Source organism: Achromobacter seleniivolatilans (genome assembly GCF_030864005.1).
GTDB lineage: Bacteria > Pseudomonadota > Gammaproteobacteria > Burkholderiales > Burkholderiaceae_B > Achromobacter > Achromobacter seleniivolatilans.
Window position 1 is genome coordinate 6,564,198 of record NZ_CP132976.1, and the last position, 24,814, is coordinate 6,589,011.

The 24,814-nt window shown below is 61.6% G+C and carries 26 protein-coding genes and 1 pseudogene; 8 read left to right on the top strand and 19 right to left on the bottom strand.

The window, feature by feature from the left end:
- Positions 1 to 5: 5 nt before the first annotated feature.
- From RAS12_RS29590 to RAS12_RS29615, 6 genes are all read right to left on the bottom strand, one after another.
- Positions 6 to 728, bottom strand: a complete 723-nt coding sequence (locus tag RAS12_RS29590) for an anti-sigma factor (protein WP_306944041.1) — start codon at positions 726 to 728, stop codon at positions 6 to 8.
- Positions 725 to 1,294, bottom strand: coding sequence for a sigma-70 family RNA polymerase sigma factor (locus RAS12_RS29595; protein WP_306944042.1), 570 nt, complete (start codon positions 1,292 to 1,294; stop codon positions 725 to 727). The genes RAS12_RS29590 and RAS12_RS29595 overlap by 4 nt, the downstream gene beginning before the upstream one ends.
- A gap of 127 nt (positions 1,295 to 1,421) precedes the next feature.
- Positions 1,422 to 1,985, bottom strand: a complete 564-nt coding sequence (locus RAS12_RS29600) for a DUF3455 domain-containing protein (protein WP_306944045.1) — start codon at positions 1,983 to 1,985, stop codon at positions 1,422 to 1,424.
- A gap of 147 nt (positions 1,986 to 2,132) precedes the next feature.
- Entirely contained in the window at positions 2,133 to 2,756 is a 624-nt protein-coding gene (gene ycaC, locus RAS12_RS29605; protein WP_306944046.1) for an isochorismate family cysteine hydrolase YcaC, read from the bottom strand.
- A 118-nt stretch (positions 2,757 to 2,874) separates the two neighbouring features.
- Positions 2,875 to 3,843 carry a LysR substrate-binding domain-containing protein gene (locus RAS12_RS29610; protein ID WP_306944049.1) on the bottom strand — a complete coding sequence of 323 codons (969 nt, stop codon included), beginning with the start codon at positions 3,841 to 3,843 and terminating at the stop codon, positions 2,875 to 2,877.
- Positions 3,844 to 3,923: 80 nt separating this feature from the next.
- Positions 3,924 to 4,889, bottom strand: coding sequence for an AraC family transcriptional regulator (locus RAS12_RS29615; RefSeq protein ID WP_306944051.1), 966 nt, complete (start codon positions 4,887 to 4,889; stop codon positions 3,924 to 3,926).
- A gap of 317 nt (positions 4,890 to 5,206) precedes the next feature.
- Here RAS12_RS29615 and RAS12_RS29620 point away from each other — a divergent pair, with 317 nt between their 5' ends.
- Positions 5,207 to 6,253: an aldo/keto reductase gene (locus RAS12_RS29620; RefSeq protein ID WP_306944053.1), complete on the top strand. Its 1,047-nt coding sequence runs from the start codon at positions 5,207 to 5,209 to the stop codon at positions 6,251 to 6,253.
- Positions 6,254 to 6,265: 12 nt separating this feature from the next.
- Here the strand turns inward: RAS12_RS29620 and RAS12_RS29625 are convergent, their stop codons facing one another.
- The gene (locus tag RAS12_RS29625; protein ID WP_306944055.1) at positions 6,266 to 6,916 is read right to left on the bottom strand and encodes a hypothetical protein; all 651 of its coding nucleotides are present in this window, start codon (positions 6,914 to 6,916) and stop codon (positions 6,266 to 6,268) included.
- A gap of 101 nt (positions 6,917 to 7,017) precedes the next feature.
- Here RAS12_RS29625 and RAS12_RS29630 point away from each other — a divergent pair, with 101 nt between their 5' ends.
- The 3 genes and pseudogenes from RAS12_RS29630 to RAS12_RS29640 form a co-directional block, all read left to right on the top strand.
- Positions 7,018 to 8,247 (top strand): SMI1/KNR4 family protein, encoded by a 1,230-nt coding sequence (locus RAS12_RS29630; RefSeq protein WP_306944056.1) that lies wholly within the window; start codon positions 7,018 to 7,020, stop codon positions 8,245 to 8,247.
- Positions 8,244 to 8,936: a lysozyme inhibitor LprI family protein gene (locus RAS12_RS29635; RefSeq protein WP_306944058.1), complete on the top strand. Its 693-nt coding sequence runs from the start codon at positions 8,244 to 8,246 to the stop codon at positions 8,934 to 8,936. The genes RAS12_RS29630 and RAS12_RS29635 overlap by 4 nt, the downstream gene beginning before the upstream one ends.
- Positions 8,937 to 9,011: 75 nt before the next feature.
- A pseudogene (locus RAS12_RS29640) lies at positions 9,012 to 9,749 on the top strand (YoaK family protein); the annotation flags it as partial.
- A gap of 27 nt (positions 9,750 to 9,776) precedes the next feature.
- Here the strand turns inward: RAS12_RS29640 and RAS12_RS29645 are convergent.
- The 5 genes from RAS12_RS29645 to RAS12_RS29665 form a co-directional block, all read right to left on the bottom strand.
- Positions 9,777 to 10,550 (bottom strand): hypothetical protein, encoded by a 774-nt coding sequence (locus RAS12_RS29645; RefSeq protein ID WP_306944060.1) that lies wholly within the window; start codon positions 10,548 to 10,550, stop codon positions 9,777 to 9,779.
- 19 nt (positions 10,551 to 10,569) lie between these two features.
- Positions 10,570 to 11,295, bottom strand: a complete 726-nt coding sequence (locus RAS12_RS29650) for a tetratricopeptide repeat protein (protein WP_306944061.1) — start codon at positions 11,293 to 11,295, stop codon at positions 10,570 to 10,572.
- 131 nt (positions 11,296 to 11,426) lie between these two features.
- Positions 11,427 to 11,975, bottom strand: a complete 549-nt coding sequence (locus RAS12_RS29655; protein WP_306944064.1) for a fasciclin domain-containing protein — start codon at positions 11,973 to 11,975, stop codon at positions 11,427 to 11,429.
- Positions 11,976 to 12,061: 86 nt separating this feature from the next.
- On the bottom strand, positions 12,062 to 12,745 hold the full coding sequence (locus tag RAS12_RS29660; protein ID WP_306944066.1) for an anti-sigma factor: 684 nt from the start codon (positions 12,743 to 12,745) through the stop codon (positions 12,062 to 12,064).
- Positions 12,742 to 13,287: a sigma-70 family RNA polymerase sigma factor gene (locus tag RAS12_RS29665; RefSeq protein ID WP_306944068.1), complete on the bottom strand. Its 546-nt coding sequence runs from the start codon at positions 13,285 to 13,287 to the stop codon at positions 12,742 to 12,744. Before RAS12_RS29665 ends, RAS12_RS29660 begins: the two co-directional genes overlap by 4 nt.
- 213 nt (positions 13,288 to 13,500) lie before the next feature.
- Between RAS12_RS29665 and RAS12_RS29670 the strand changes: the two genes are divergently transcribed.
- Positions 13,501 to 14,163, top strand: coding sequence for a thiopurine S-methyltransferase (locus RAS12_RS29670; RefSeq protein ID WP_306944070.1), 663 nt, complete (start codon positions 13,501 to 13,503; stop codon positions 14,161 to 14,163).
- Positions 14,164 to 14,224: 61 nt separating this feature from the next.
- On the opposite strand, the gene RAS12_RS29675 is transcribed toward RAS12_RS29670, so the two are convergent.
- The 6 genes from RAS12_RS29675 to RAS12_RS29700 form a co-directional block, all read right to left on the bottom strand.
- Positions 14,225 to 14,992 carry an SDR family oxidoreductase gene (locus RAS12_RS29675; RefSeq protein ID WP_306944072.1) on the bottom strand — a complete coding sequence of 256 codons (768 nt, stop codon included), beginning with the start codon at positions 14,990 to 14,992 and terminating at the stop codon, positions 14,225 to 14,227.
- Positions 14,989 to 15,984, bottom strand: coding sequence for an NAD(P)H-quinone oxidoreductase (locus RAS12_RS29680; protein ID WP_306944073.1), 996 nt, complete (start codon positions 15,982 to 15,984; stop codon positions 14,989 to 14,991). Before RAS12_RS29680 ends, RAS12_RS29675 begins: the two co-directional genes overlap by 4 nt.
- 18 nt (positions 15,985 to 16,002) lie before the next feature.
- On the bottom strand, positions 16,003 to 16,707 hold the full coding sequence (locus tag RAS12_RS29685; RefSeq protein WP_306944074.1) for an ABC transporter ATP-binding protein: 705 nt from the start codon (positions 16,705 to 16,707) through the stop codon (positions 16,003 to 16,005).
- Positions 16,700 to 18,481 carry a branched-chain amino acid ABC transporter ATP-binding protein/permease gene (locus tag RAS12_RS29690; RefSeq protein WP_306944076.1) on the bottom strand — a complete coding sequence of 594 codons (1,782 nt, stop codon included), beginning with the start codon at positions 18,479 to 18,481 and terminating at the stop codon, positions 16,700 to 16,702. Before RAS12_RS29690 ends, RAS12_RS29685 begins: the two co-directional genes overlap by 8 nt.
- Positions 18,482 to 18,503: 22 nt before the next feature.
- Complete coding sequence (locus RAS12_RS29695; RefSeq protein ID WP_006227849.1) at positions 18,504 to 19,370, bottom strand: branched-chain amino acid ABC transporter permease; 867 nt, start codon at positions 19,368 to 19,370, stop codon at positions 18,504 to 18,506.
- 122 nt (positions 19,371 to 19,492) lie between these two features.
- Positions 19,493 to 20,692: an ABC transporter substrate-binding protein gene (locus RAS12_RS29700; RefSeq protein ID WP_306944081.1), complete on the bottom strand. Its 1,200-nt coding sequence runs from the start codon at positions 20,690 to 20,692 to the stop codon at positions 19,493 to 19,495.
- Positions 20,693 to 21,024: 332 nt separating this feature from the next.
- Here RAS12_RS29700 and RAS12_RS29705 point away from each other — a divergent pair, with 332 nt between their 5' ends.
- Genes RAS12_RS29705 through kce form a run of 3 tightly spaced genes read left to right on the top strand, consistent with a single transcriptional unit; the run spans position 21,025 to position 23,691 of the window.
- Entirely contained in the window at positions 21,025 to 21,807 is a 783-nt protein-coding gene (locus RAS12_RS29705) for an SDR family oxidoreductase (RefSeq protein ID WP_306944082.1), read from the top strand.
- Positions 21,807 to 22,763, top strand: coding sequence for a 3-hydroxyacyl-CoA dehydrogenase (locus tag RAS12_RS29710; RefSeq protein WP_306944084.1), 957 nt, complete (start codon positions 21,807 to 21,809; stop codon positions 22,761 to 22,763). Before RAS12_RS29705 ends, RAS12_RS29710 begins: the two co-directional genes overlap by 1 nt.
- Entirely contained in the window at positions 22,756 to 23,691 is a 936-nt protein-coding gene (gene kce, locus RAS12_RS29715; RefSeq protein WP_306944086.1) for a 3,5-dioxohexanoate:acetyl-CoA acetone transferase, read from the top strand. The genes RAS12_RS29710 and kce overlap by 8 nt, the downstream gene beginning before the upstream one ends.
- Positions 23,692 to 23,735: 44 nt before the next feature.
- Here the strand turns inward: kce and RAS12_RS29720 are convergent, their stop codons facing one another.
- The gene (locus tag RAS12_RS29720) at positions 23,736 to 24,806 is read right to left on the bottom strand and encodes a glycerol dehydrogenase (protein ID WP_306944087.1); all 1,071 of its coding nucleotides are present in this window, start codon (positions 24,804 to 24,806) and stop codon (positions 23,736 to 23,738) included.
- Between the last annotated feature and the right edge of the window lie 8 nt (positions 24,807 to 24,814).

The window sequence follows — 24,814 nt, forward strand, 5'->3', positions numbered from 1 at the left end:
TTTCGCTAGAGCATCTTTACCGCGCGGCCAATGAATTGAATCGGGCCGGTGGGCTTGCCGATGGGCGAGCCGGTCTTGGGTTCGAGCGTCAGCTCAAACAGCTGATTGGGTTCCAACGGCGGCAACTTGTCCAGCGGGATGCGAACGGATTCTCCTGGTTTGATCAGACCCAGTGAGACAGGTCCGGCCCAGCCGTCGGCCTTGGTCCAGAATTCCAGTGCGCGGTCCGCAGGCACTTCGGTGGCCGCCAGCGGCACCAGTTGCACGGCTGTCTGACCGGCCTGGGCCTGGACGACCCAGCCGGGCGCTTGGGATTGCGGCGCCACCAACACAACGACGTATTGCGGCGCGCCGGGTCCCGCGGGCGGACGCAGCGCTAAGGTGCTGCCTAGAATCAGGACTGCGGCCATGCCGCCTGCCGCCAGACTACGCCAGAAAAACAGACTGTCCCACATGCCGGGCGAGCGCTTGACGGCGGGCCGCTGTGCAGCGGTAGCAGAGATGGATTGGCTGATGCGAGGCCACAGGCTTGCCGAAGGCTCAACCGGTTCGGACAGGCTGGTCAGCGGCAGCAATTGTTCTTCCCATCTCGAGACTGCTGCGCGCAAGGCCGCATCGTGAGTCAAGCGCGTCTGCACCTCGCGGCGTTGCGCGGCCGTCAACGTGCCTAAAACATATTCGCCCGCGAGCTGGTTCAGGTCGGCAGGGGATTCTTGGGGGCCGGTCATGCCAGGCACTCCTTGAGCGCTTGCAGACTGCGCTTGATCCAGGCTTTGACCGTGCCTAGCGGCGCGCCCAGGCGTTGGGCAATTTCGCTATGCGACAAGCCTTCCACGTAGGCGTGCAATACGCAATTACGGCGCACGGGTTCCAGCTGTTCCAGGCAGGGGCCGATCTGGCCAGCGCTGGCGCGCCAATCGAAAGCGTCGCGGGTATCGTGCCACGCTTCCATGGCGTCGCGCGCGTCCAGCGCGGCGGCGGTGTCTTCATCTACGGCAGTTTCACGCGCGGTGTCGCGCAGCGCGTTCAGCGCCAGGTTGCGCGTGATGCTGTAGACCCAGCCGCGCGCTGATCCGCGCGACGCGTCGAAACTGCCCGCCTGTTTCCAGATTTTGACGAAAGCGTCATGCACGATGTCCTCTGCCCAAGCGCGGTCGCGCAGCAGTCGCTGGGCCACGCCGAGCAGGCGCGGGCCTTCTTGCAGGTATAGGGATTCCAGTGCAGGCCGGCGGCCGGCAGCGCACTCCTTCAGAGTTGCTTCGTAATCGAAATCCGGGTTCAGGCGGTTCGGCATGCGAGCGAGGTGCAGGAGTTGGGCGGCCGCTCAATGCCCAGGGGCTGAGGCGGAATGCTCCGCCATCTTACCGGACTCCTGCAACGTAGCCAGCAGCCCGCCGGTACATTCGGCGGGCCTGCTGGTTTTAGTTTGCCTTCCAGAAAATGTAGTCAGCCTGATATTGCACTTGGCTCTTCTGGCCCAGCGTTGCCGTGGTGCAAGGGGTCTTGGGCGCTACGCCGCCTTTGAGCGCAACGCGCTGGATGTAGGTCACGCCTGTCAGCGCGCCAGCACCCACAACGGGGTTGGCCTTGACCAACTGATAGGGCAGATTCCCTTCGCCGGACGGGGCTACGGCGACTTGCGTGCCCGTCAGCTTGGAACCGTCCTTGGCTTCCCAAGTGGCCGGAGGCCCGTAATACGTGCCCACCTGCTTGCCCTGGCGGTCATTCAAGACGGCCTTGGGGCCTGCAAACACCCATTCCGTCTGGCTCTTCATGTCGGCCTTGGCGCGGCATTCGTAGGTGATCTCGCCCACGCCCACGGTTTCCCAGGCGACCTTATTGCCGGTGGGGACCTGGACGCTGGCAGGCAGATCGTTCTGCGAATAGGCCATGGATTTGGAGCTCATCGTGCCGCAGGCGGCAAGGAGCGACACGGCGAACAGGCCGGCAACGGTGGGAATGCGATTCGAACGTTGGGTCTTCATGGGTGGTCTCCAGCGAGGATCTGTAGACGGCGCGCGACATGCGCGCCGGTGCAGGTACTACACGGGAGACACCGCTTTGGATGCAGGCCGGATGCAAATATTTTTTCCGGCCTGCTTTTTGGCGTTGTTGCTGGGGCGATCAGCCGATTACTTGCCGGCCTTGGCCGAATACGACGCCATCAGGTTGCGGTAGTCGGGGATGTGGTTGGCAAACAGCGTGCCCAGGCCTTCCACATCGTTGCGCCAGTCGCGGTGCAGTTCGCACGCCACGCCAAACCAAGACATCAATTGCGCGCCGGCTTGCTCCATGCGGCTCCAGGCAGCGTTGCGGGTGACTTCATTGAAGGTGCCGGACGCGTCGGTCACGACAAACACGTCAAAGCCTTCTTCCAGGGCCGACAGGGCGGGGAAGGCAACGCAAACTTCGGTCACGACGCCAGCGATGATCAGTTGCTTCTTGCCGGTGGCCTTGACGACCTTCACGAAGTCTTCGTTGTCCCAGGCGTTGATGTTGCCGGGGCGGGCGATGTAGGGCGCATCGGGGAATTTGTCTTTCAGTTCTTGCACCAGCGGGCCGTTGGGGCCGTTTTCGAAGCTGGTGGTCAGGATGGTGGGCAGTTTGAAGTATTCGGCCAGATCGGCCAGGGCCAAAACGTTGTTCTTGAACTGATCGGGTTGGAAGTCACGAACCAGCGACAGCAAGCCGGCCTGGTGATCCACCAGCAGAACGGCGGCTTCGTTTTTGTCCAGTTTCACGTAGGGTTTGGTCATGGTTTTGCTCCGTTATGTCTTCAGGTCTGGGTGCGCGGTGTTGCGCGGTGAGTGCATGAACAGAATTCTAAATACAAGCCAATGACCCCGGTAGATGGGTAAATTGCGCCTCAGCGTTCTATAAATCGGACGATGGGGTGCCTTTGGGGATGGGAATGCCGTGACGCAACTGGGTGTCGTGTTCGCGCCGGGCGTTTTCACCATACTCCGCGCCCATGAAATCCAGAAGCTCGCGCACAGCAGGCAGCAAGCCGCGCCGTGTCGGGAAAACGGCATGAACGGCGCCAGGTTCGGGATACCAAGGCGCCCCCACTGGCACGAGCGTGCCGGCATCCAGTTCTTCGCGGATCATCATCAGTGGCAGGGCCGCGACGCCCACGCCGCGCAGGGTGGCCTGCTTGAGCGCCAGCATGTCGTCGGTGACCAGACGCGGCGTGAAGGGCACGGCTTGCCGGGCGCCGTTGGGGCCATCCAGGCGCCACTGGCATTCGCGTTGTTCGGTGCCCAAGGCCAGAGTGGGCAGTTGGCTGATTTGCTGCACGTCGGCCGTCACCGGCAGAGTCGCGGCCAGCGACGGGCTGGCAACCAGGCTCTGGCAGCTCATGCCCAGATGCTTCATGACCAGATCGCTGCTTTCCATGGGGCCAAAGCGCACGCGCACGGCCAGGTCGAACCCCTCGCGCAGCACATCCACGGATCTTGAAAAGCTCTTCAAGTACACGTGGACTTTAGGGCACCTTTCCATAAAGCGCGCCACCACATCACCCAGAAAGTAATAGATCAGCGCGGGCGGGGCGCTCATGCGGATCGTGCCTTGCGGTTCGGCGTGGGTGCGGTCGATCACGTCTTGCGCGGCTTCCGCCCCGGCCAGCATCGACAGGCATTGATCGAAGTACTCCTGGCCCAGCTCCGTGACCGCGAAGGTCCGGGTGGAACGCTGGATCAGCCGCACGCCCAGGCGCTCTTCCAGCAGCGCGATGCGCCGGCTCAGCCGGGACTTGGGAATATCCAGCGTGCGTCCGGCAGGGGCAAAGCCCCCGTTTCTGACGACCTGGACGAAGTAGTAGAGATCATTCAAGTCGTGCATGAGCTTTCCGCTATTTGAAAATTTGACGTAGCGGGGAGCATATAACGCGCCCCGCCAGCCTGGCGGAAAGTCTGCGCGTTTCAGGCGGGCGCGCCCGCCGATTCTTCTTTCCAGCGTTGCTTGTCGCGCAGCGGCGCCGTGCCGAACAGACGGCTGTATTCGCGGCTGAACTGGGACGAACTTTCGTAGCCCACGGCATGTGCGGCCAGCGCAACCCCGGCATCATCACTCAGCATCAGGCGGCGCGCTTCCTGCAACCGCAGGTGCTTCTGATATTGCAGCGGGCTCATGGCTGTGGCCTGCTTGAAGTGATGGTGCAAAGACGACACGCTCATGTGTACGTCACGGGCGATCTCTTCTACGCGCAGGGGCTGGGCGTAGTTGTCCCGCAGAATGCGAATGGCCTTCGCCACACGATTGAGTTGGCTGTCTTGCAGCACGGTTTGACGCAATACGACGCCCTGGCCGTTCATCAGCAGCCGGTACACCAGCTCACGCTTGATCATCGGGGCCAGAATGGGAATGTCGCGCGGCGTGTCCAACAGCCGCAGCAAGCGCAGCACCACATCCAGCAACGAGCCGCCCAACGGGTTCACGCACAGCGCGCGCACGGTCTCGGCAGGCACCAGCGGCGGCAAATTTTCGTCGCTGATCAGTTCCGCGATTTCTTCCGGGTTCAGATCCAGCCGCAGGCCCAGATAGGGCAGGGTAGGACTGGCGACCGACACTTTGGCCACAACCGGCAGATCCACGGAAGAGATCAGGTAATGAAAGGGGTCGTACTCAAAGGACTCGTCCCCGATCAACAGGCGTTTCGATCCCTGGGCAATGACCGCCAGCGCGGCTTTTTGCAGGCCGGGCTTGGCGCCGGTGGGCTGCGACAGACGGTGCAGGAATAGCCCTTCGATTGGGGTATCCAGCGATCCTTCCAGATGTCCTGTCATCCGGTCCAGCGTGCAAAGCAGTTCTCTGCGGGCGGGTTCGTAGGCAATATCCGCGGGCGCGGCGGCGGCGAGCTCTCCCGGTCGTACAGTAGTAATAGGCATGGAGACTCCAGGGGGTGTGCCGCCCGCGCGCGCAACGCTGAGGGGCAACAGAGGGATGGCGGACTCCAGTGTATGCCCGGCGTAGCGGACGATGCCATGGTCCTGTTCCTGGCTCGTAGAAATAGGCAAAAAGTGTGGAGGATTGAGCGCATGCCGGAAAATCAAAGGCGTTTGCCAGAGAATCAGGCAAAAAAAGGGCAGGATCAAGCAGCGTCAGCGTTAACAGTCCGACGCATACTGTTGACACCCCGGCAGCAGGAGTACCGGCGTCCCATCCCGGGACGCGCAGGCCCGCTGCGCCGCAGTAGGAGTGCATCATGCGATACAAGAAATTTGGCAGCACCGGTCTGTTCGTCTCGGAACTCTGCCTGGGCACCATGACCTTCGGTGGCGAGGGCGAGCTCTGGAGCAAGATCGGCAGCTTGCAGCAGGAAGACGCAAACCGGCTGGTGGGCCGCGCTCTGGACGCAGGCGTCAATTTCATCGATACCGCTGACGTGTATTCGGAAGGCCGGTCGGAGGTCATTACCGGTCAGGCATTGCGCGATCTGAAAGTAGCGCGTGATGACGTAGTGATTGCCACCAAGGTTTTCGGCCAGACCGGCGCCGGTGTGAACGCGCGTGGCAACTCGCGCTTTCACATCATGGACAGCGTCAAGAAAAGCCTGTCGCGTTTGCAGCTGGACCACATCGATCTCTACCAGATCCATGGGTTTGACCCCGCGACCCCCGTCGAAGAAACCGTCAGGGCGCTGGACAATCTGGTGCAGCACGGGCACGTGCGCTATGTGGGCGTGTCGAACTGGGCCGCCTGGCAGATCATGAAGGCATTGGGCATTGCCGAACGCCTGGGGCTGGCGCGCTTTGAGTCGCTGCAGGCCTACTACACGATTGCAGGCCGCGACCTGGAACGTGAATTGGTGCCCATGCTGCAAAGCGAAGGGGTGGGGCTGATGGTGTGGAGCCCGCTGGCTGGCGGCCTGCTCAGCGGCAAGTATGGCCGTGACGGCAAGGCTGAAGCCGGCAGCCGCCGCGCCGCATTCGACTTCCCGCCGGTTGATCACGACCGCGCCTACGACAGTATCGACGCCTTGAGGCAGGTTGCCGATGCGCGTGGCGTATCCGTTGCCCAGGTGGCCTTGGCCTGGTTGCTGCATCAGCAGGTTGTGACCAGCGTCATCATTGGCGCCAAGCGTGTGGATCAGCTGGACGACAATCTGGCGGCCACCGCGATCAAGCTCACGCAGGACGAACTGGCTGCGCTGGACAAGGTCAGCGCTTTGCCGCCCGAGTATCCGGGTTGGATGCACGTGCGCCAGGGCGAGTTCCGGCGTAAGCAGCTTGCCGAGTCTGGCGCCGTGTAAGGACGGCCGGCGTCAGAGTTGGACTGGCGACCAGGCTTCGTTGAAGGTCGCCAGGTCCAGCGGGCGGTCGTGGGGACTGCCTTGCTTGAACAGGCCTGTGACGCTCAGGTCGTTCATAGCGCCGGTAAACCCGCCATACGATGCCTTACCCCATGGCCGGCGCTGGTAGACAGTCAGCGGGCTGTCCAGCTCACGGGCAATGGCGATGATGCTGGCGCGCAGATCGGCTCTTTGCTCGTCGGGCGCGTCGGCCGTAAGCGCTACCAGCAGCTTGCCTCCGAACTGCAACGCCGTGTCTTGGCGCCCAGCGTTTGGCGGCGAAACGGACACATAGCAATCGGGCGCTTCATTGTCTTTCTCGCACTGATTCCAGGACGGCCCCCAGGCTTCTGACCCGATGAAGAACCAGGGGGCCGCGTCCGGCTCATCGTGCGTCCACTTGCGGTGCGACTCCGCGTTCCAACCCAGCCTGCCAAACTTGGCGCTCTTGCGTGTGTTTTTGTCGATCTGCACGCAACGTACGGCGGGCTTGCCGCGCGCCGACAAGGTGTAGGCAGCAAGCGCATCTGCAATGGGCAGCCAAGCGCTGGTGGACCATGGGCAGGCCGCAGCTGCGCCGCTCAATACCAGATACACGTCATACATTTTCGTGTGGAAAGCCAAGAGCAACCTCTGTGCAATACATGGGGACCGGTATGGTATCGCGGTGGCGCTGCGCTGGCGGCTAGTAGAATCAGGGCCGTCTCACTCCCTGAAGATTCAATATGAGCGAATTCTTTTCCTCTGGCGAATTGCTCGCCTTGCGTGAGCACGGCATTGCGTTGTTCGCGGATCGCGTGCTGATCGATGTTCAGCCGCCGCTTGCCGATGCGCGCATGGCGGAAATCGAGGCGGCCTGCGCAGGCCCTTTGCCACAGGCCTTGCGGGAACTCTGGCAACTGACTGCGGGAGGCGAGTTGGCGTATGACCTGCGCACGCAGATGGATGGCAACGAAGAGGCGTTGAGCTGGTCTGAACTCTTCTACGACGGCAGCAGCCACTATCGCGATCTGCAAGGCTGGATCGAACACGAACAGGAATGCGCCGACGAGGCCGCTACGGAGGCAGGCGAAACCTGGAACGGCAAGCTGCGTTATCTGCCTATCGGCGGCTTTGAGTACTGCGACCGCATCTATGTGGCAGTGGAACCCGGCGCCGGAGCAGGCAGCGTGGTCGCCTGGAAGCAGGGGCTGCCGGGCTGGACTCACGCGTTGCAGCAGGATGGCATCGCAACCGTAGCGGCCGATCTGCATAGCGCCTTCGCGGCGTTATGCCTGGAAACGGACCCCGAACAAGACGAAGACAGCCCAGGCATACGCTTGCTGGAATATGTGGACGAGCGCGTGTCGGATCACGGTTTGCCCCAAGGCCTGGCGGATAAATTGATTGCGTTCTACCGCCGCGCGCTGGTGGACTGGCGCAGCCTCTTGGCCGCAGGTGAGCTTGGGCAAACGCCGCATCTGGCCAAGCTGGCCTTGCAGCACGCGCTGGCGCATGACGATGCCGGACTGGTGCAGCAATTGGCGGCGCAAGGCATGCGTTTTGACCAGCCTTTGCGTGGCAGCGCGCAGCCGGTAGATGTGGCGCTGATGCAGCATGCCTGCACGGCGGCTCAAGCATTGATCGAAGCGGGCGCGTCCGTCAGCGACAAGGCCATTCACCGCTTCGACCGCGCGCCGCCGACCGAGTTGGTAGCGTTGTTGCTGGCGAGCGGCGCAGCCGCTGACGGCTTGGGCGTGGCGCGCTGCGTGGCTTGCGGTTCGCCCGATGCGGCGCGGCTGGTTGCAAAGGCAGGGGGCGAGGGGATTGCCGCGGCCTTTGCTGAGGCCCGTAATTCCATGGCCAACAGCTATCAGGAAGACCTGCGCCGCGTGCGTGCGGGCAAGCTTGGTCACTATCTGGGCGCGGATGGCTTGGCTGAACGCGTCGCCAACCTGCAGGAGTTTTCGCTATGACGTTTCAGAACCATGCCGCAGCGGCGGTCGTTGCGTTTCTGTGCATCAGCGCCCCGGCGCTGGCGGCGTCCAAGCCTTCGTTCGATTGCGGCAAAGCACGCACGGATGTCGAAAAAGCCATCTGCGCTGACCCCGCACTGGCAACGCAGGATGCGAGCATCGCGGCGCACTACGGCCAGGCCAGAAAAGCCTTTGATGAGCCGACCGCCAAGGCGCTGGCAGACGATCAGCGCTATTTCGTGCACCTGCGCAACGATGCCTATGCAGAGCCGTTCAATCAGAACTCGCCTCGTGCTGAACTGTCCGAGCGATTGAAATATCGCGATCTATTTCTAGCCTCCATTGCCTTGACCCCACGCGAGGGGTTTGAGGGATATTGGGGCAATCTGGCTGGCGGATTCTCGGTGAAGAAGCAGGCCGATGGCCAACTGTTCTTTGAAGGGCAGGCGGCTCACCCGCAGAACGGCCGCTGGGTATGCGACGTGAGCGGCATCGCCCGGGTCAAGGACGGCACGCTGGTAATTGATGCTACCGACAACGAAGGATGGACGTTGACGCTCAAACGCATTGGCGCAGGCGTGGAACTGGCTGAAGCGGCTCAGGCGAAAGACCAAGCGGGATTCGGTCCGCCTTATTGCGGTTTGAACGGCCACCTGAGCGGCGTATATTTCCCGGTGCGCAAACCTTGATCACGGATCGGTCACGCCGCGACTAGAATGTCATGCACATTGCACTGAGCGCATTCTTGTTTTCAAGGGACACGCGTGGCCATTCCGTATCTGCGCCGGCTGACAGCCGTCAGCCGCAGTCCGCAAGCTAACCGGCACCTAGCCTATTTTCTGACGTTCACCGCCGGCGCGGTCAATGCCGGCGGTTTTCTGGCCGTTCAGCAGTACACCTCGCACATGTCGGGCATTGTCTCGATGATGGCTGACCACATGGCGCTGGGTGGCGCGGTGGTCGTCCTGCAAGGGTTGGCGGCATTGCTGTCATTCCTGGCAGGGGCGGCAAGCTCTGCCTTCTTGATCAACTTCGGACGCCGGTCAAGCCTGAGCAGTGAATATGCCTTGCCGCTTTTGTTCGAGGCCGCGCTGTTGCTGGGCTTTGGACTGCTGGGCGCCAACCTGGAGTCCATGCGCTGGTTCTATGTGCCGGGCACGGTGATGCTGCTTTGCTACATCATGGGGCTGCAAAACGCGATGATCACCAAAGTGTCGAGATCCGAAATCCGCACGACGCACGTGACGGGAATGGTCACGGATATCGGCATTGAGCTGGGCAAGCTGTTTTACTGGAATTTCTCTAAGGGCGAAGCATTGTCCCTGGCGCCCGTGCGCGCTGATCGCGGAAAACTGATTGTGTTGAGCCTGATGGTCACGCTGTTCTTCGCGGGTGGCGTGACGGGCGCATACTCATTTTTTAACTTTGGCTTCGGTTCGACCTGGCCGCTTGCGCTGCTGCTGACAATCTTGGCGGCGGTGCCTATTGTTGATGACATCCGCAGCTTTTTTAAGCGCGCCTAGTTATTCTCAGCGCTTGGCTGCCGTGGCGCTTGAATACGCCAGGAAGACTTGCAGCGCGGCCAGTGTTTCCTGGTGCAAACGCGCCAGCCGGGCATCCTTGGCTGGCTCGGTGACTGCGTAGCCTTTGGCGTCCAGGCGGTAGGGCTCGCCCAGCACATTGGCCATGTCTATTTGATAGAAAGCACTGTTGCCGTAGGGGCGCTTGCCGTCCACATAAGGCATCGGCCAGAACCGGTCGCCTTCATGCAGCACGGATTCCAGTGACCGCGCATCGACTTCGCGCCAGTTCAGCGAGCGCAGTAGTTTGATGTGAGTGTCGAGCAAGGTGAACTCGCCCTTGGTATCCACGCCGCTTGCGGGAAACGAAAGCGCGTCTCTCAATTCAGCCGGCACGGCGTAGCGCCCTGGCTCCAGTTTGCCGGTTTGTCTGACATAGCGTGGAATCAAGCGGCAGACTTCTGCCAGCCGGCGTATCGCCAGCGCGTCGTCCTGCGTGTGTAGCGCATTGCGCGCATTGGCCATAGTGTCTCTGCCGCCGTGCAGCGGTTGTTCAAAATCGACACCGGGCGCGCCTGATTCGATGGGTAGCCATTGCACCACCAGCAAGCGTATCAAGGCCGCGTGCTGCGGGGTGAACGCGATGGCCTCGGGCGGCAATGCGTACACCTGCCTGATGATGGCGTTGCGATCAGGCATCCGGGCGTTCCCGGGCGCGGCGTTCACACCCAAGGGCGCGATCAACAGGCAACCTAGACCAACAAGCAAGGGGCGGCGTTGCATGGATTCTTGGCCAATACGATTATTTGGGCATGCTGGCCAGCTCGGCCTCGGTCAGAGGGTAGCCAGGTTCCACGCGCAACGCAGCCTCGTAAGACAGACGCGCGTCGGTGATATGCCCAAGCCGGCGTTGCAGGTTGCCCAAGTTGGTCAGGATCAATGCGCTGGCGGGCTGGGCGCGCACGGCTTTCTGATAGGTCTGTAGCGCTTCGGCTTCGCGGTTCATGCTGTCCAGCAACGATGCTTGCAGGTTGTAGCCTATGCTCCAGTCAGGGAATCGCTTTGTCAGTTCCTGGGTGGTTGCCAGCGCGTTGGGCAGGTCGGAACGTTCGGCCTGCGCGCCTGCCTTGTTGATATACGCCCACTTATTGCCGGGGTTCAGCTTGATGGACTGATCGATCAGCTCCACCGCCGCTGCAAAATTGCCCTGCTGGCTTTGCAGTTTGGCCAGGAACAGCTTCACATCGGCATTGTCCGGATACTTCTGTGCCATCTGTTCGGCGATGCGTTGCGCTTCTGGGCCGTTGCCTGCGCGCAAGGCGGCAGAGACCTGCGAGTTCAGCTCTTGCATGGCGGGCGGCATCTTCTGTATGCGTGCACGCAAGGCGGCGTTTTCCGCCTGCAATTCAGATTGATAGGCGTGGTCCAGCTGGGACGCGTCCTGGGCAATGGCCGCAGGTGCAAGAAAAGCCAAAAGCGGCGAGACCAACAGAAAGGGAAGCAGACGGCGTCGCAGAGTCGTAAGCATGGTGGTGGTCAGCAGATCCGGTTTTGGGGCCTTAACAATACCGGAACTGCGGCGGACGGCGAAACGCCCGGCGGGTGTACCGGGCGTTTCGCCGGCAAGGGCGCATCGCTTGCGCGATGTGCCGTAAAAAATCACTTGGGCATCAACACCGTATCGATGACATGGATCACGCCATTGGATTGGTAGACGTCATAGGTGCTGATCGTAGACACACCGCCCTTTTCGTCCTTCAAGGTCAGGTTGTGCTTGCCGTTCATCATGACCCAAAGCTTGCCGCCGCTGGCGGTCGTCAGCTCGGTGGAGCCGCCGCCTTTCTTGATCTTGGCCGCCAGAGCGTCAAAGTCCAATTTTCCCGGCACAACGTGGTAGGTCAGAATCTTGGTCAGGGTGGCCTTGTTCTCAGGCTTGACCAGTGTGTCTACCGTGCCGGCAGGCAGCTTGCCGAAGGCGGCATTGGTAGGCGCAAACACGGTGAATGGGCCTTTGCCTTGCAGCGTATCCACCAAGCCTGCGGCCTTTACCGCCGCCACCAGCGTCGTGTGGTCTGCGGAATTGACCGCGTTGGCGACGATATTCTTGGCGGGCATCATTGCCTGGCCGCCAACCATGACATCAGCCGCAAACGTGGGCGACATGGTGAAGGCGGAGCAAGCGATGGCAATCGAGGCTAGCAGTTTCATGACGATCTCCTTTTGTGTGGCCGTCATCAGGAGATACGGGGCTGGCCTGCGATTGGATGCGCGATTTATCTAGGGATAAACCCTGGTCAGATAACCTTTCCGCTTAATACGATCGGACCCGTCGGGACGCCATTGGGGGCGCCGCCCGCCGGTTCCAGCGTGACGGCGACGGTGTCGCCCTGTAACGGCGGCTGGCGCGGCGCGAGCACGGTCGTCTGGCCCGGCAGCACCAGGCCCAAAGAGCGCGGGGCCTGTCCTGGCGAGATCGCCCATAGTTCCAAGGCGCGGCCATCGGCAAGCGCGACCAGGTCCTGCATCGGTTGCACGGCCAGACGGTTGTCGGGCAGATTGTTCAGCACCAGCGCACCCGGCGTTTTCTCTCCGGACAGCACGGCGACAGTGCGCAGGTTGTCCGGGGTGGTGGCCGGCTTGAACGTCAGGAAGGCCAGCACGACCACGGCCGTCGCCAGCCCTGCGGACAGCGTGCGCCACCAGGGCAGGCCGCGCCCGGTCGCATTGCGTGCGGGCGCGGCGTCAGCCTGGGGGGCAATGCGCGCGGCAATGGTTTTCCAGACGTGCTCGGGAGGCGTTTCGGGCGGCAGGGCCAATGCCAGCGGCAGCAACCTGTCTTCCCATTCCGTCACTGCCCGGCGCAGGCCGGCGTCATCTCGCAAGAGTTGGATGAACCGGCGCCGCGCACCATCGCGCAGACCGCCAAGCACGTACTCGGCGGCCAGGCGGTCCTGCAATTCGGGATGGCGGTAGTTCATTCCAAGCACCTTTTCAGCCGCTGCAAGCCGCGGCGTATCCAGCTCTTTATCGTTCCAAGCGGCGTGTCCAGTCGCGCCGCGATGTCGGGATGCGCCAGGTCATCGAAAAACGCCATGGCGATGGCTACGCGTTGCGGCCCTTCCAGCTGCCCCATGCAATCTGCCAGCCGCCGGCCGTCCTGGTTTGCTTCCAGCCGGGCAAGCGGGCCAGGAGCGTCGTCGGCAAAAGCCAGCGTCAGCGTATCGTCCGGGTCAGGGACCTCGATGCCGGGACGGCGCAAACGGTCTATACACCGGTTCCGGACGATGCGGGTCATCCACGTCATGGGCTGACTCTGCTCCACCCGGTACTGCCCGGCCTGGCGCCAGATCGATACGAAACACTCTTGCAGCACGTCCTCCGCCGCGGCCTGGTCTCTCAACATACGTCTGGCAAGCGCAAACAGATGCGGGGATGCAAGGCGATATATCTCGGCCAGGGCGGATTCGCGCTTTTCCGCGCACTGGACGAGCAGGGCTTGCAGGTGCTGGGCGTCTGGCATTGGTTCCTGGGGGAAGGGCATGCTGACGTAAAGCATACCGGTCCTGCGCGTACGCGTCACCAATTTAGAGCACACTACAATGCCCGGCACCGGTTTGCGCGCCGTCAAGCGCACCGGTGGCGCTTGCGGCTACGCTGGGGCGTCAGAGGGCGTCCGGGTCCCGGCGGGTCCGGCAAAAGCTTGCAACAGACACACAGGAGGAGCAGACAACGTATGGACGCAGAATTCTGGTTGGAACGCTGGCGCGAAGGGCGCACGCACTTTCATCAAACTCGGATAACCCCGCTCTTGCAGAAGTATTGGCCCAAGCTGGCCATACCGCAGGGAGGTAAAGTCCTGGTGCCGCTGTGCGGCAAGTCGCTGGATATGGTTTGGCTTGCGGCGCAAGGCCACGCGGTTCTGGGAAGCGAGTTGTCCCAACTGGCCGTGGATCAGTTTTTTGCCGAGAACGAGTTGCGGCCCGTGACTCATGAGTCCATCTACGGCAAACATTATGTGGCGGGCAATATCGAGATCATCTGCGGCGATATCTTCGCGCTGGATTCGCAGATGTTGTCCCATTGCGTGGGCGTGTACGACCGCGCGGCGCTGGTTGCATTGCCGGAACCGATGCGGGCGGAGTACGTGCGCCATGTGTATGGCCAGTTGTCACCTGCCTACAAAGGCTTGCTGATTACGCTGGATTACCCGCAGGAAGAGATGGCGGGTCCGCCGTTTTCGGTTGTGGACAGCGAGGTGCAGACGATCTTCACGGGCGTATCGCCCGCCGTCATCATCGACCGCCGCGACATTCTGGACAAGGAACCCAAGTTCCAGGCGTCAGGCGTGAGCCGGCTGGACACCGTGGTGTACCGGCTGGGTTTGCAGGACGGTTGATGGGTTGCCGCGCGGTATGTGGGGTGATTCAACATACCGCGCTGCCATTGGCTCGCGCAACTCAGGTCATCAACCAACCGCCAGCCACATCCAGCACCTGGCCGGTGACGAAGCGGGCTTGATCAGATGCGAAGAACAAGCAGGCGTCCGCAACTTCTTCGGGTGTACCCAGCCGGCGTAACGCCGTCACTTGCGCAACCGCATCGTTGATCTCTTGCGGCACGCTCTTTAACAGCGGCGTGCTGATGCGTCCGGGCGCAAGCCCGTTCACGGTCACCTGGTATTCGCCCAATTCGGCAGCCCAATGACGGGTCAGTCCTATCAGGCCCGCCTTGGTGGCTGCGTAGTGCGCCGCCACAATGTCGCAATACGCTTTGCCCGCCACCGACGACATATTGATGACACGCCCCTGGCGCTGTTTCACCATGTGCGGGGTGGCCAGATACGTCATGTAGAAGACGCTGTTCAGGTTCACCTGCACAACGGCATCCCATTCCTTGGGCGGCATCTCCCAGACCTTCAGCGCGCGTCCGTCCGTCTTGGGCGAAATGCCCACGTTGTTCACCAGAATCGTCGCGGCGCCCAGCTCGGCGGTAATGCGCTCATAGGCCGCCTGACACTGTTCAAAGTGCGCCACGTCGGCATGCACGAAAGCCACCTCATGGCCACGCTTTTTAAGCTCTTGCTCGTACGCCTGACCGCCCTGCGAATTGAAATCGATCAGGCCCACGCGGCCGCCTTCGGCCAGGAACCCTTCAACGATGGCCGAACCAATGCCACCGACCGCGCCTGTCACAATCGCGACCTGATCTTTAAAGCGTGCGCTCATGCCTGCACCTTCAGCATGATCTTGCCAATGTGCTTGCTGCTTTCCATCAGCGCATGGGCCTGCGCCGCCTCGGCCAGCGGGAATACTTTGTGAATCAGGGGCAGGCACTGCCCTTGCTCCATAAGCGGCACGACCTTTTCAGCCAGGGACCGGGCGATGGCGCCCTTGTCATCATCCGAGCGCGGACGCAGCGTGGACCCCGTGAATTGCAGGCGCTTGATCATGATGGGCAGGGCATCGATCTCGGCTTTGCTGCCTTCCAGAAAAGCGATCTGCACCAGCCGGCCATTGACGGCCAGCAACCGGATGTTCTTGTTGATGTAGGCGCCACCCACCATATCCAAAATGACATCCACCCCTGCGCCGTTGGTCGCTTGACGCACGTCTGCCTCAAAGTCCGCGTCGCGGTATTGAATGGCGTGGTGCGCGCCGGCTTTCAGGCAGGCATCGGCCTTTGCCTGATTGCCCACGGTCGTCCAGACCTCGGCGCCAAACGCGCGGGCGAGTTGGATCGCCGTCAAACCGATGCCGCTGGAGCCGCCATGCACCAGGAATTTCTCGCCGGCCGACAGCCGCGCACGGTCGAATACATTGGTCCAGACCGTGAAGTAGTTCTCGGGAATAGCGGCAGCCGACAGCAAGTCCAGGCCACGCGGCACCGGCAGGCAATGGCGTTCGTCGGCCAGGCAGTATTGGGCGTAACCGCCGCCCGGGGTCAGTGCGCAAACCGTATCGCCAATCTTCCAAGCGCTGACATCGGGGCCGACGGCAATGATCGTGCCGGAGACTTCCAGCCCCAGATAGGGCGACGCGCCCGGCGGCGGAGGGTATGAGCCTGAACGTTGCAGCACGTCAGGGCGGTTGACCCCGGCGTAAGCCACTTCGATCAACACCTGTCTGCCGACGGGTGATTCCATGTCGCGTTCGGCCAGGCGCATGCAATCGGGCGTGCCGCCCTTGCCATGGTCGATGAATGTGCAGCGTAAGGACATAAGAGTAGATCCTGGTAATCAGTGGCCCAGATAGGCCTTCTTTACGTGGGGGTCGCTGAGTAATTCGGCGCCGGTGCCGGTACGTACGATGGCGCCGTTTTCCAGCACATAACCTCTATCGGCCAGCCGCAGCGTGCGAAACACGTTCTGCTCCACCAGCAGCACCGTGACGCCATGGGACGTGACGTTGCGGATGATGTCGAACATCTGTTGCACCAGCAGCGGCGACAAGCCCAGCGACGGTTCATCGAACACCAGCAGCTTCGGGTCGGACATCATGCCGCGCGCGATCGCCACCATTTGCTGTTCACCGCCGGACAGTGATCCGGCGTATTGGCTCAGCCTTTCCTTCACACGCGGAAAAATCGCCAGCACTTCGTCCAGCTTGCGCTGCACGATGGGGCGCGCAGCGCGTTTGTACGAACCCATCAGCAGGTTGTCGCGCACCGTAAAGTGGGGAAACAGCTGACGGCCTTCGGGAATCATCGTGATGCCCGCGTCGACGATGTCGTAGGGCTTTTTGTTGGTCAGGTCCTGGCCTTCGAACTCCACCTTGCCTTCGATGGCGTTGATGACGCCGCAAAGCGTCTTCAACGTGGTGGTTTTGCCTGCGCCGTTCGCGCCGATCAACGTCACGATCTCGCCTGCGTGCACTTCGAAGTTCAGGCCGTTCAACACCTGGCTTTTGCCATATCCTGACGACAGATTCGAAACCTTAAGCATCTTGGTACTCCTTGCCCAAATAGGCCTCGATGACCGCAGGGTTCTCCACCACGTCCTTGGGGGCGCCGGTAACCAGCACTGCGCCTTCGTTCAAGACAATGATTCGGTCAGACAAGGCCATCGTGGCCTGCATCATGTGTTCGATCAGCAGCACGGACACGCCTGAGTCGCGGATGCGCCGGATCATCTGAATGGATTTCTCGATGTCGGTGGGATTCAGCCCCGCCATGACCTCGTCCAGCAACAGGATGCGGGGCTTGATGGCAAGCGCCCGGGCAATCTCCAGGCGCTTCATGCCGCCGACCGTCAGGCTGCGCGCCTCGGTGTTCAAGTACTTCAGCAGGTCGGTCTGTTCAGCGACCTTCAGCGCAATCTGCTCGGCCTCATCGCGGCTGGATGTGCGGATGAACGCGCCCAGCATGATGTTTTCCAGCACCGTCAGGCCGGTAAATGGCTTGGCAATCTGGAACGTGCGGCCCAGCCCTTTGTGCGCAAACTCGTCGGGTGTCTTGCACGTGACCCAGTTGCCATCGGCGTCCAGCATCGAAATGCCGCCCTTGTCCGGCGACAAAAATCCCGACAGCAGGTTGAACACCGTGGTCTTGCCCGCGCCGTTCGGCCCGATCATGCCCAGGATCTCGTTCTGATTCAGCGTCAACGAGACGTCGTTGGTGGCACGCAAGCCGCCAAAGCTCTTGAAGAGCTTATCGGCCTTGAGTACCGGCTGATCGTTGCGCGTCGCGTTGTGCAGGCGCAGTTCATCAGCCAGCTTCATCTTTTTACGCGGCGTGCCCAGATAGGGCAGACGGGCCAGGCAGCGTTCAATGAAGGGACCGAACGCACCGGCCAGCCCGCGCGGAATCGTCAGAACCACGGCCACCAGAATCAAGCCGTAGATCAGACCGTGCATGCCATTGCCCACACTCGACAACCAGCCGCGAGCCAGTTCCGCGATCGGCAACACCAGGAAGGTGCCGGCAATCGGGCCAGCCACGGTGCCCAGGCCGCCGATCAAGGCAAACATGGCCACCTGGATCGACAGTTCCAGAGAGAACGCGGAGCTGGGATCGACGAAGGTCAGATACGTGATGTGGAACGTGCCGATAATGCTGGTCAGCATGGCCGAAATCACGGCGGCAATGATCTTCACGCGCACGGTGGGGATGCCGACTGCCAGCGCCGCGTCTTCGCGTTCGCGTATCGCGATCAGATAATGGCCAATGCGCGACTTGCGCACGTACCAGGACACCCACGTTACGAACAGGAACAGACCGAACGCGATGATCACGTAGTTGATCTTTTCGCGGAACACGATCCAGGCCCAGCCGATATTCAGCGGCAGACTGATGCCGCTAGACCCGCCCGTCCAGCTTTCTTCGTGAATGACCAGAAGGCGCACCACTTCCAAAATGGCGATGGTGGCCAGCGCGAAGAAGGGGCCGCGCAGGCGCAGCGTGGGATAGCTGATCAGGATGGCCACCGCCGCCGAAATCGCCGCGCCGGCAAACATGCCGATCCACGGCGAAATGCCGAAGTTCTGCGTCAACAAGGTGGCGGTATAACCGCCGATGCCGTAGAAGACCGCATGGCCCAAGGACAACTGGCCGGCATATCCGCCGACGATGTTCCAGGCTACCGACAGAGACGAAAAGACAAACAGCAAAACAAAAAGGTTGGTCCAGAATGGCGTGCCCAACACGGCAGGCACGATGAACATGACAATCAGCAGAATCAGGCTGACGTAGGCTTTGGGGCTTCGAAAGTCGGGAAACACGTCTCGCTCCTTGTGGCTCTGATCACTCTGTGCCGACGCCGAACAGGCCGTTCGGACGCAGGACAAGGATCAAGAGGAAGATCCCGAAATACACGACCTCTTTCAGGTCGGGGGCGATGTAATAACCAGCTAGCGTATCGACGATGCCGATGATCATGGAACCGGCGACGGCGCCGTACAGGCTGCCCAGGCCGCCCAGCACCACAATCACGAACGCCGTCAGCACGAAGTACGTGCCCACGGTCGGAAACACCGGATACTGCGGCGCCAGCAGACCTGCGGCGATGCCGACGAATGCCGTGCCCAAGCCGAATGCAATGGCGTAAACGTTGTTGACGTTCACCCCCATCAGCGTGGCCGCGTAACGGTGCTGCGCAACGGCGCGCAGGGCGCGGCCCAGATAGGTTCGGTGCATGAACAAGTGCAGCAACACTGCCAGGCTGATGCCCACCACGAAGGTGATCAACTGGCCGGTCACCATGGAGTAGTTGCCTACGTCGATGGCGTTCGTGCCCAGTTCGACCGGCGCGCGATACACATTGGCGCCGAAGATCACCAGAGCCAGATTGAGCAGAATGGTGGACACGCCCACCGTGGCGAAGATCTGGATGTGCTGGTCAGCATTGAGCAACGGCTGGATGATGCCCTTCTGCGTCAGCGCACCCAGCGCGAACAGAATGACGGCAACGGGTACCAGGCCCACATACGGGTGTACGCCGAATTGCGCGGCAATCAGATAGACCAGATACATGCCTATCATCAGGAATTCGCCGTGCGCAAAGTTCACGACACGCACGACGCCGAAGATCAGTGTCAGCCCCAGGCTGATGATGGTGTACGCGCCGCCCAGCAACAGGCCATTGATGACCAGTTGAATGAATATATCCATGGTGCAACCTCTTAGAGCGGGCCGCGGCCCCGGCGCTGCCGCATACATCGCGGCAGTGCCAGGGCGCGCAAGACCCGAGAAACGTCAGGCGCCCCCGAGCGCCTGATCACTGGCGTAGCGCTTTATTTCTTGAAGATGGGCTTGCCAAGTGCGAGGTTGCTGGGCGCGATGGTGACGAGCTTGCCGTCTTGCCACTGCATCACGTAGAACGTGGAAGCGTTGTTCTGGCCGTCTTCGCCAAAGTCGAACGCCCAGCCGTTGGCCGTTTGGCCGGCCGGCTTCTTATAGGCCAGGACCGCTGCGCGGATCTTGTCCTTGTCGGTCGACTTCGCGTTGCCGATGGCTTCAAAGAAAGCCTTGGCGCCGACGTAGTTGGTCAGGCTGTGGCCAGACTGCGGATCGCTTTTGTAGGTGGCTTTGTAAGCTTCCAGGAACTTGTCCAGGCCCGGCGCGCCGGCCGGGTTGATGGACGATTGCGGGAAGTCCAGATCAAACACGCCATTCATGTCGGCGCCGACTGCCTTGGCGGTGTCTGCCAGCGAGTAACCGCCGCCCGCGCCGATCACGACTTTGGGCTTGAAGCCCGCAGCGCGCGCTTGGCTGAAGTACAGAATGGCGTCGTTCTGATAAGCCGTTTGCAGCACGACATCGACCTTGGCGCCCTTCAAACGCAAGATCAGTGAAGACAGATCGACCGTCTTGGCCGAGTAGGGCAGCACTTCAGCAACCGTGTAGCCCAGTTCCTGCGCGCGCTTCTTTTCGGTCGCCGCCACGTCGGTGCCGTAAGGCCCGTCTTCGTGGATGATGCCGATCTTGATGTCCTTGGGGTTCAGCCCCATGCCGGGGGCAATGGAGTCGTGCAGCGCATTGACCACCGACACGCCGTACAGCGCGGTGTTGGGGTTGCTGCGGAACAGGTACTTGTAGCCGCGCGTGGTGATCTTGTGCGCGGTGGCGCCCAGTTCAAAATAGGGCACGCCCGCCAGCTCGGTCACGGGGGACGCCGCGTAAGAGATGCCGGATGCGTAGCTGCCGAACACGCCGACCACGTTGGATGAGATCAGGCGCTTGGTTTCCGACACCGCTTGCGTCGGGTCCACTGCGTCGGCCTTGATGATCTCGATTTTCTCGCCGTTGATGCCGCCTGCGGCATTGATCTCGTTGACGGCCAGCTCCAGGCCGCGATAGCTCTCTTGCCCCAGGAGCGCAAGCGCGCCGCTGAACGGGAACAGAGCGCCCACTTTCATGTCGGCCGCTGCGGTGCCGCTTGCCAGCGCGCCGCACACGCCCAGCGCCAGAATAATTTTATTGAACTTGAACACTGTCTACGCTCCTTTGTCGGTATGGGATGCGGACTGTTTTGAGTGTCGTCCGTCTTTTTTAAATATATGATATATGCGCCGGCCAGGTACAAAAACCCCGACTTGGATTCTAGTGTCGGGCGCAGCAAGCCGAATCGGGGAATTCCCTAAAGCCGCATGAATAAAGCCTTAGCGGGCGATGACATAGGTAAGAAACCGCAATATTCCGCCAGGCGGACGGCACCATTCAGCGGATGCCGCTACCACTTGATGCATTAGAAAATATCTGGTTTTATCATATATCGTATATCATAAAACGCGCGATTTTTATAAGAATCCAAGGAGACAGACGCATGTTCGAGGAAGTTGATTTCGCCGGTAAACGGGTGCTGATCACCGCCGGCGCGGATGGGCTGGGGCTGGAAATGGCCAAGGTATTCCACCATGCCGGGGCCACGGTCTTCGTGTGCGATGTGAATGAAGCGCGTCTGGCCGCGCTGCCGTCCGAGTTGCCGGGCGTGCATACCGCAGTGGCGGACGTGTCTGACGAAGATAGCGTGGGCGCGCTCTTTGCCGCGGTCAAGCAAAAACTGGGCGGCCTGGATATCCTGATCAATAACGCGGGCGTGGCAGGCCCGACCGGCTTTGTGGAAACCCTGTCCAAGGCGGACTGGGACCGTACGCTGGCTGTGAACATCACAGGTCAGTTCCTGTGCGCGCGCCAAGCTATTGCCATGCTGAAAGAATCCAAGGCAGGCGTCATGATCAACCTGTCGTCCGCTGCCGGACACCTGGGGTTCGCCGGCCGGTCGGTGTATTCCGCGTCCAAGTGGGCGGTGATCGGCTTCACCAAATCGCTAGCCATCGAATTGGGGCCGTATGGAATCCGCGTCAATGCCATTTTGCCGGGCGCGGTCGAAGGTCCGCGTATTCGCGCAGTCATTGCAGCCAAAGCGGACACATTAGGCCGTCCGGTGAATGAAATCGCCGCGCAATATGAAAACCAAGCCGTGCTGGGCCGCATGGTGACGGCGCGCGACATCGCCAATATGGTGCTGTTCAATGCCAGCGAGGCCGCACGCAGCGTAACGGGGCAGGCCATCGTGGTGGATGGCTTTACACAGAAGCTCTACTGATGGCAGCCGGCTCTGCGGCGCGTTGCGCCGCCATCATTGGCACTGGCCTGATCGGTCAGGGCTGGGCCATCGTGTTTGCGCGCATGGGCTGGGACGTTCGTCTGTATGACGTCAATGCTTCCATGCTGGCCGAAGCCCGCACGCTGATTTTGCAGCAACTGCGTGAACTGGAAACGCAGGGGCTGCTGACAGGCGCGGACGCCATCATTGAACACGTGTACGTGGCATCCAGCTTGGCAGATGCCGTAGCAGGCGCCAGCTACATTCAGGAAAATTCCCCTGAAAAGGTCGACATCAAGCGCGCGCTGTTCTCGGAACTGGACGCCGTAGCGGAACCGGACGCCATCATCGGCAGCTCCACGTCCAGCATCCCCGCCAGCGCATTCACCGAACACCTGCCCGGACGGCACCGCTGCCTGGTGGCGCATCCCGTCAATCCTCCGTACTTGATTCCGGTCGTGGAGTTGTGCCCGGCCCCCTGGACCAGCGCTGATGCGCTGGAGGGCGCAAGTGCAATCATGTCCGCCATCGGCCAGAAACCCGTGCGGCTGCGGCGCGAGATCGAGGGCTTCATCCTGAACCGGCTGCAAGGCGCCTTGCTTCAAGAAGCGTTCCGGTTGGCCAGTGAAGGCATCGCCAGCGCGGAGGATATCGACACCACGGTGAAGGATGGGCTGGGCCTGCGCTGGTCCTTTATGGGGCCGTTCGAGACCATCGACCTGAATGCGCCAGGCGGCATTGCCGATTACTGCGCGCGTTACGGCGGTCTATACGAATCCATCGGCGCTACCCAGGGTGAATGCGTGACCTGGAATGGCGCGCTGCTCGACGCCCTGTCGGCAGAACGCCGCGGCTTGCTGCCGCAGGAAGATCTTGCCAAACGCCGATTCTGGCGTGATGAAAAACTGATGCGCCTGATGCGTCACAAGCAAAGCAACGGAGACAACAATGGCTAAGCCTAAACAGAAAGTCGTCATTACCTGCGCCGTGACGGGCGCCATCCACACGCCCAGCATGTCGCCGCACCTGCCGGTCACGGCCGACGAGATCGCGGAAGCCGCGATTGGCGCGGCCAAGGCTGGCGCGGCGGTGCTGCACTTGCACGCCCGTGATCCGCAGACCGGCAAGCCCTCGCAAGACCCGGCGTTGTTCAAGCCGTTCTTGGAACGCATCAAGAACGAGACGGACGCCATCATCAATATCACCACGGGCGGCAGTCCCCACATGACGGTCGAAGAGCGTATGCGCCCGGCCACCACGTTCCAGCCGGAGCTGGCGTCGCTCAACATGGGTTCGATGAATTTTGGCCTCTTCCCCATGCTGGACCGCTTCAAGGATTTCAAGCATGACTGGGAGCGCGAGCATCTGGAAAACAGCCGTTCGCTGATCTTCCGCAATACCTATCAGGACATCGAATCCATCCTGACCTTGGGCAACGCCAATGGCACGCGTTTCGAGTTCGAGTGCTATGACATCAGCCACTTGTACAACCTGGCCCATTTCGTGGACCGTGGTCTGGTGAAGTCGCCGCCGTTCATTCAATCGGTATTCGGCATTCTTGGCGGCATCGGCCCGCACCCCGAAGACCTGATGCACATGAAGCGCACGGCAGACCGCTTGTTCGGCAACGACTATGAATGGTCGATTCTGGGCGCGGGCCGAAACCAGATGCCGTTGGCCACCATCGGCGCGGCCATGGGGTCCAATGTGCGCGTGGGGTTGGAAGATTCGTTGTGGATCGGCCCGGGCCAGTTTGCGGAATCCAACCGTGTGCAGGTGGAACGCATCCGCACCATTCTTGAGGCGCTGAATTTGGAAGTGGCGACGCCGGATGAGGCGCGCGCGAAGCTCGGCTTGAAGGGCCGGGAGAACGTGGCGTTTTAAGCGCGGATGACAGGCCGGCGCGCGTTGCGCCGGCCAGGTCCGAATCAGGCGTGGCGGCGTAGCGCGCCGGCAAGCGTGGCAACGTCCAGCACGTGATCGAAGTTGGCGGCGTGGCGGGCTTTCAGGGTCAGTTCCGCTGCCAATGTCAGATCTGCGTCGCTTGGCGCATCCGCCGCGCCTAATTCGCGCAGCGTCGTGGGCAGCCCGACTTGGGCGTACCACTGGGTCAGGTCGGCCAACATGCCATCGTTGCGCTGTTCCAGATCCAGTTGCACCAAAAGCCCGACGGCGACCTGCAAGCCGTGCAGCGCGTTGGCCACGCCGCCGATCTTGGGCAATCCTCGCGTCAGCGCATGTGCAATCGATAGACCGCCGCTTTCAAAACCCAGACCGCTCATGAGAATCATGGCTTCCACCACGCGTTCAAACGCTGGCGTGGGCTGGCCGGTGCCGGCCACCGCCACCGCATCCGCGCCGTCGGCGAGCAGGGTGCGCAGGCAGCCGTCGGCGATCAGTTGCGCGGTCAGCAGCGGGGCGCCGTCGTACATGTTCTTGCCGCCATTGCGCTGGCATTGCTCGGCCTCGAATTTCTTCGAGATCGCGTCGCCCAGGCCGGCCCGAAAGAAGTGCACCGGCGCCGTCGCGATGATGGCGGTGTCCACCAGCACGATCGTGGGGTTGAACAGCATGTGCTCTACCGCCAGGAGGTTGTGATGGGCGTCGTACAGCACGTAGTTCTTGCTGGTGGGGGCGTCATTGGATGCCACCGTGGGCACGGTGATCAGGTGGCAATGGGTAGACTTCGCCACCGCCTTGCCCGCGTCCAGCGACTTGCCGCCGCCAACGGCGATCACCATGTCGATACCTGCAGGCGCCGCCTGCGCTCGCAGTTCAGCAATAAGCTCAGGAGTCAGGTCGCCTTCAACGATCAGCGGCGTCAACGCCACCTGATGTTCGGCGCACAAGGCTTCGATTCTTGGTCCCAGCACGCCATGGACGTAGCTGTCGATGACAAGGGCCGCGCGGCGGCCGAACAGGGCAGCGTACTGGCCCAGGGTGTCCAGCGCGCCCGCTCCCTGGATATAGCGGCAGGGAGCGCCAAAAATCTTCAGCATGAAGTCTT

Excerpts from the sequence above, each read along its gene's own strand:
- RAS12_RS29590 (WP_306944041.1), bottom strand. The coding sequence starts at position 728 with ATGACCGGCCCCCAAGAATCCCCTGCCGACCTGAACCAGCTCGCGGGC.
- RAS12_RS29595 (WP_306944042.1), bottom strand. The coding sequence starts at position 1,294 with ATGCCGAACCGCCTGAACCCGGATTTCGATTACGAAGCAACTCTGAAG.
- RAS12_RS29600 (WP_306944045.1), bottom strand. The coding sequence starts at position 1,985 with ATGAAGACCCAACGTTCGAATCGCATTCCCACCGTTGCCGGCCTGTTC.
- ycaC (WP_306944046.1), bottom strand. The coding sequence starts at position 2,756 with ATGACCAAACCCTACGTGAAACTGGACAAAAACGAAGCCGCCGTTCTG.
- RAS12_RS29610 (WP_306944049.1), bottom strand. The coding sequence starts at position 3,843 with ATGCACGACTTGAATGATCTCTACTACTTCGTCCAGGTCGTCAGAAAC.
- RAS12_RS29615 (WP_306944051.1), bottom strand. The coding sequence starts at position 4,889 with ATGCCTATTACTACTGTACGACCGGGAGAGCTCGCCGCCGCCGCGCCC.
- RAS12_RS29620 (WP_306944053.1), top strand. The coding sequence starts at position 5,207 with ATGCGATACAAGAAATTTGGCAGCACCGGTCTGTTCGTCTCGGAACTC.
- RAS12_RS29630 (WP_306944056.1), top strand. The coding sequence starts at position 7,018 with ATGAGCGAATTCTTTTCCTCTGGCGAATTGCTCGCCTTGCGTGAGCAC.
- RAS12_RS29635 (WP_306944058.1), top strand. The coding sequence starts at position 8,244 with ATGACGTTTCAGAACCATGCCGCAGCGGCGGTCGTTGCGTTTCTGTGC.
- RAS12_RS29645 (WP_306944060.1), bottom strand. The coding sequence starts at position 10,550 with ATGCAACGCCGCCCCTTGCTTGTTGGTCTAGGTTGCCTGTTGATCGCG.
- RAS12_RS29650 (WP_306944061.1), bottom strand. The coding sequence starts at position 11,295 with ATGCTTACGACTCTGCGACGCCGTCTGCTTCCCTTTCTGTTGGTCTCG.
- RAS12_RS29655 (WP_306944064.1), bottom strand. The coding sequence starts at position 11,975 with ATGAAACTGCTAGCCTCGATTGCCATCGCTTGCTCCGCCTTCACCATG.
- RAS12_RS29660 (WP_306944066.1), bottom strand. The coding sequence starts at position 12,745 with ATGAACTACCGCCATCCCGAATTGCAGGACCGCCTGGCCGCCGAGTAC.
- RAS12_RS29665 (WP_306944068.1), bottom strand. The coding sequence starts at position 13,287 with ATGCCAGACGCCCAGCACCTGCAAGCCCTGCTCGTCCAGTGCGCGGAA.
- RAS12_RS29670 (WP_306944070.1), top strand. The coding sequence starts at position 13,501 with ATGGACGCAGAATTCTGGTTGGAACGCTGGCGCGAAGGGCGCACGCAC.
- RAS12_RS29675 (WP_306944072.1), bottom strand. The coding sequence starts at position 14,992 with ATGAGCGCACGCTTTAAAGATCAGGTCGCGATTGTGACAGGCGCGGTC.
- RAS12_RS29680 (WP_306944073.1), bottom strand. The coding sequence starts at position 15,984 with ATGTCCTTACGCTGCACATTCATCGACCATGGCAAGGGCGGCACGCCC.
- RAS12_RS29685 (WP_306944074.1), bottom strand. The coding sequence starts at position 16,707 with ATGCTTAAGGTTTCGAATCTGTCGTCAGGATATGGCAAAAGCCAGGTG.
- RAS12_RS29695 (WP_006227849.1), bottom strand. The coding sequence starts at position 19,370 with ATGGATATATTCATTCAACTGGTCATCAATGGCCTGTTGCTGGGCGGC.
- RAS12_RS29705 (WP_306944082.1), top strand. The coding sequence starts at position 21,025 with ATGTTCGAGGAAGTTGATTTCGCCGGTAAACGGGTGCTGATCACCGCC.
- RAS12_RS29710 (WP_306944084.1), top strand. The coding sequence starts at position 21,807 with ATGGCAGCCGGCTCTGCGGCGCGTTGCGCCGCCATCATTGGCACTGGC.
- kce (WP_306944086.1), top strand. The coding sequence starts at position 22,756 with ATGGCTAAGCCTAAACAGAAAGTCGTCATTACCTGCGCCGTGACGGGC.
- RAS12_RS29720 (WP_306944087.1), bottom strand. The coding sequence starts at position 24,806 with ATGCTGAAGATTTTTGGCGCTCCCTGCCGCTATATCCAGGGAGCGGGC.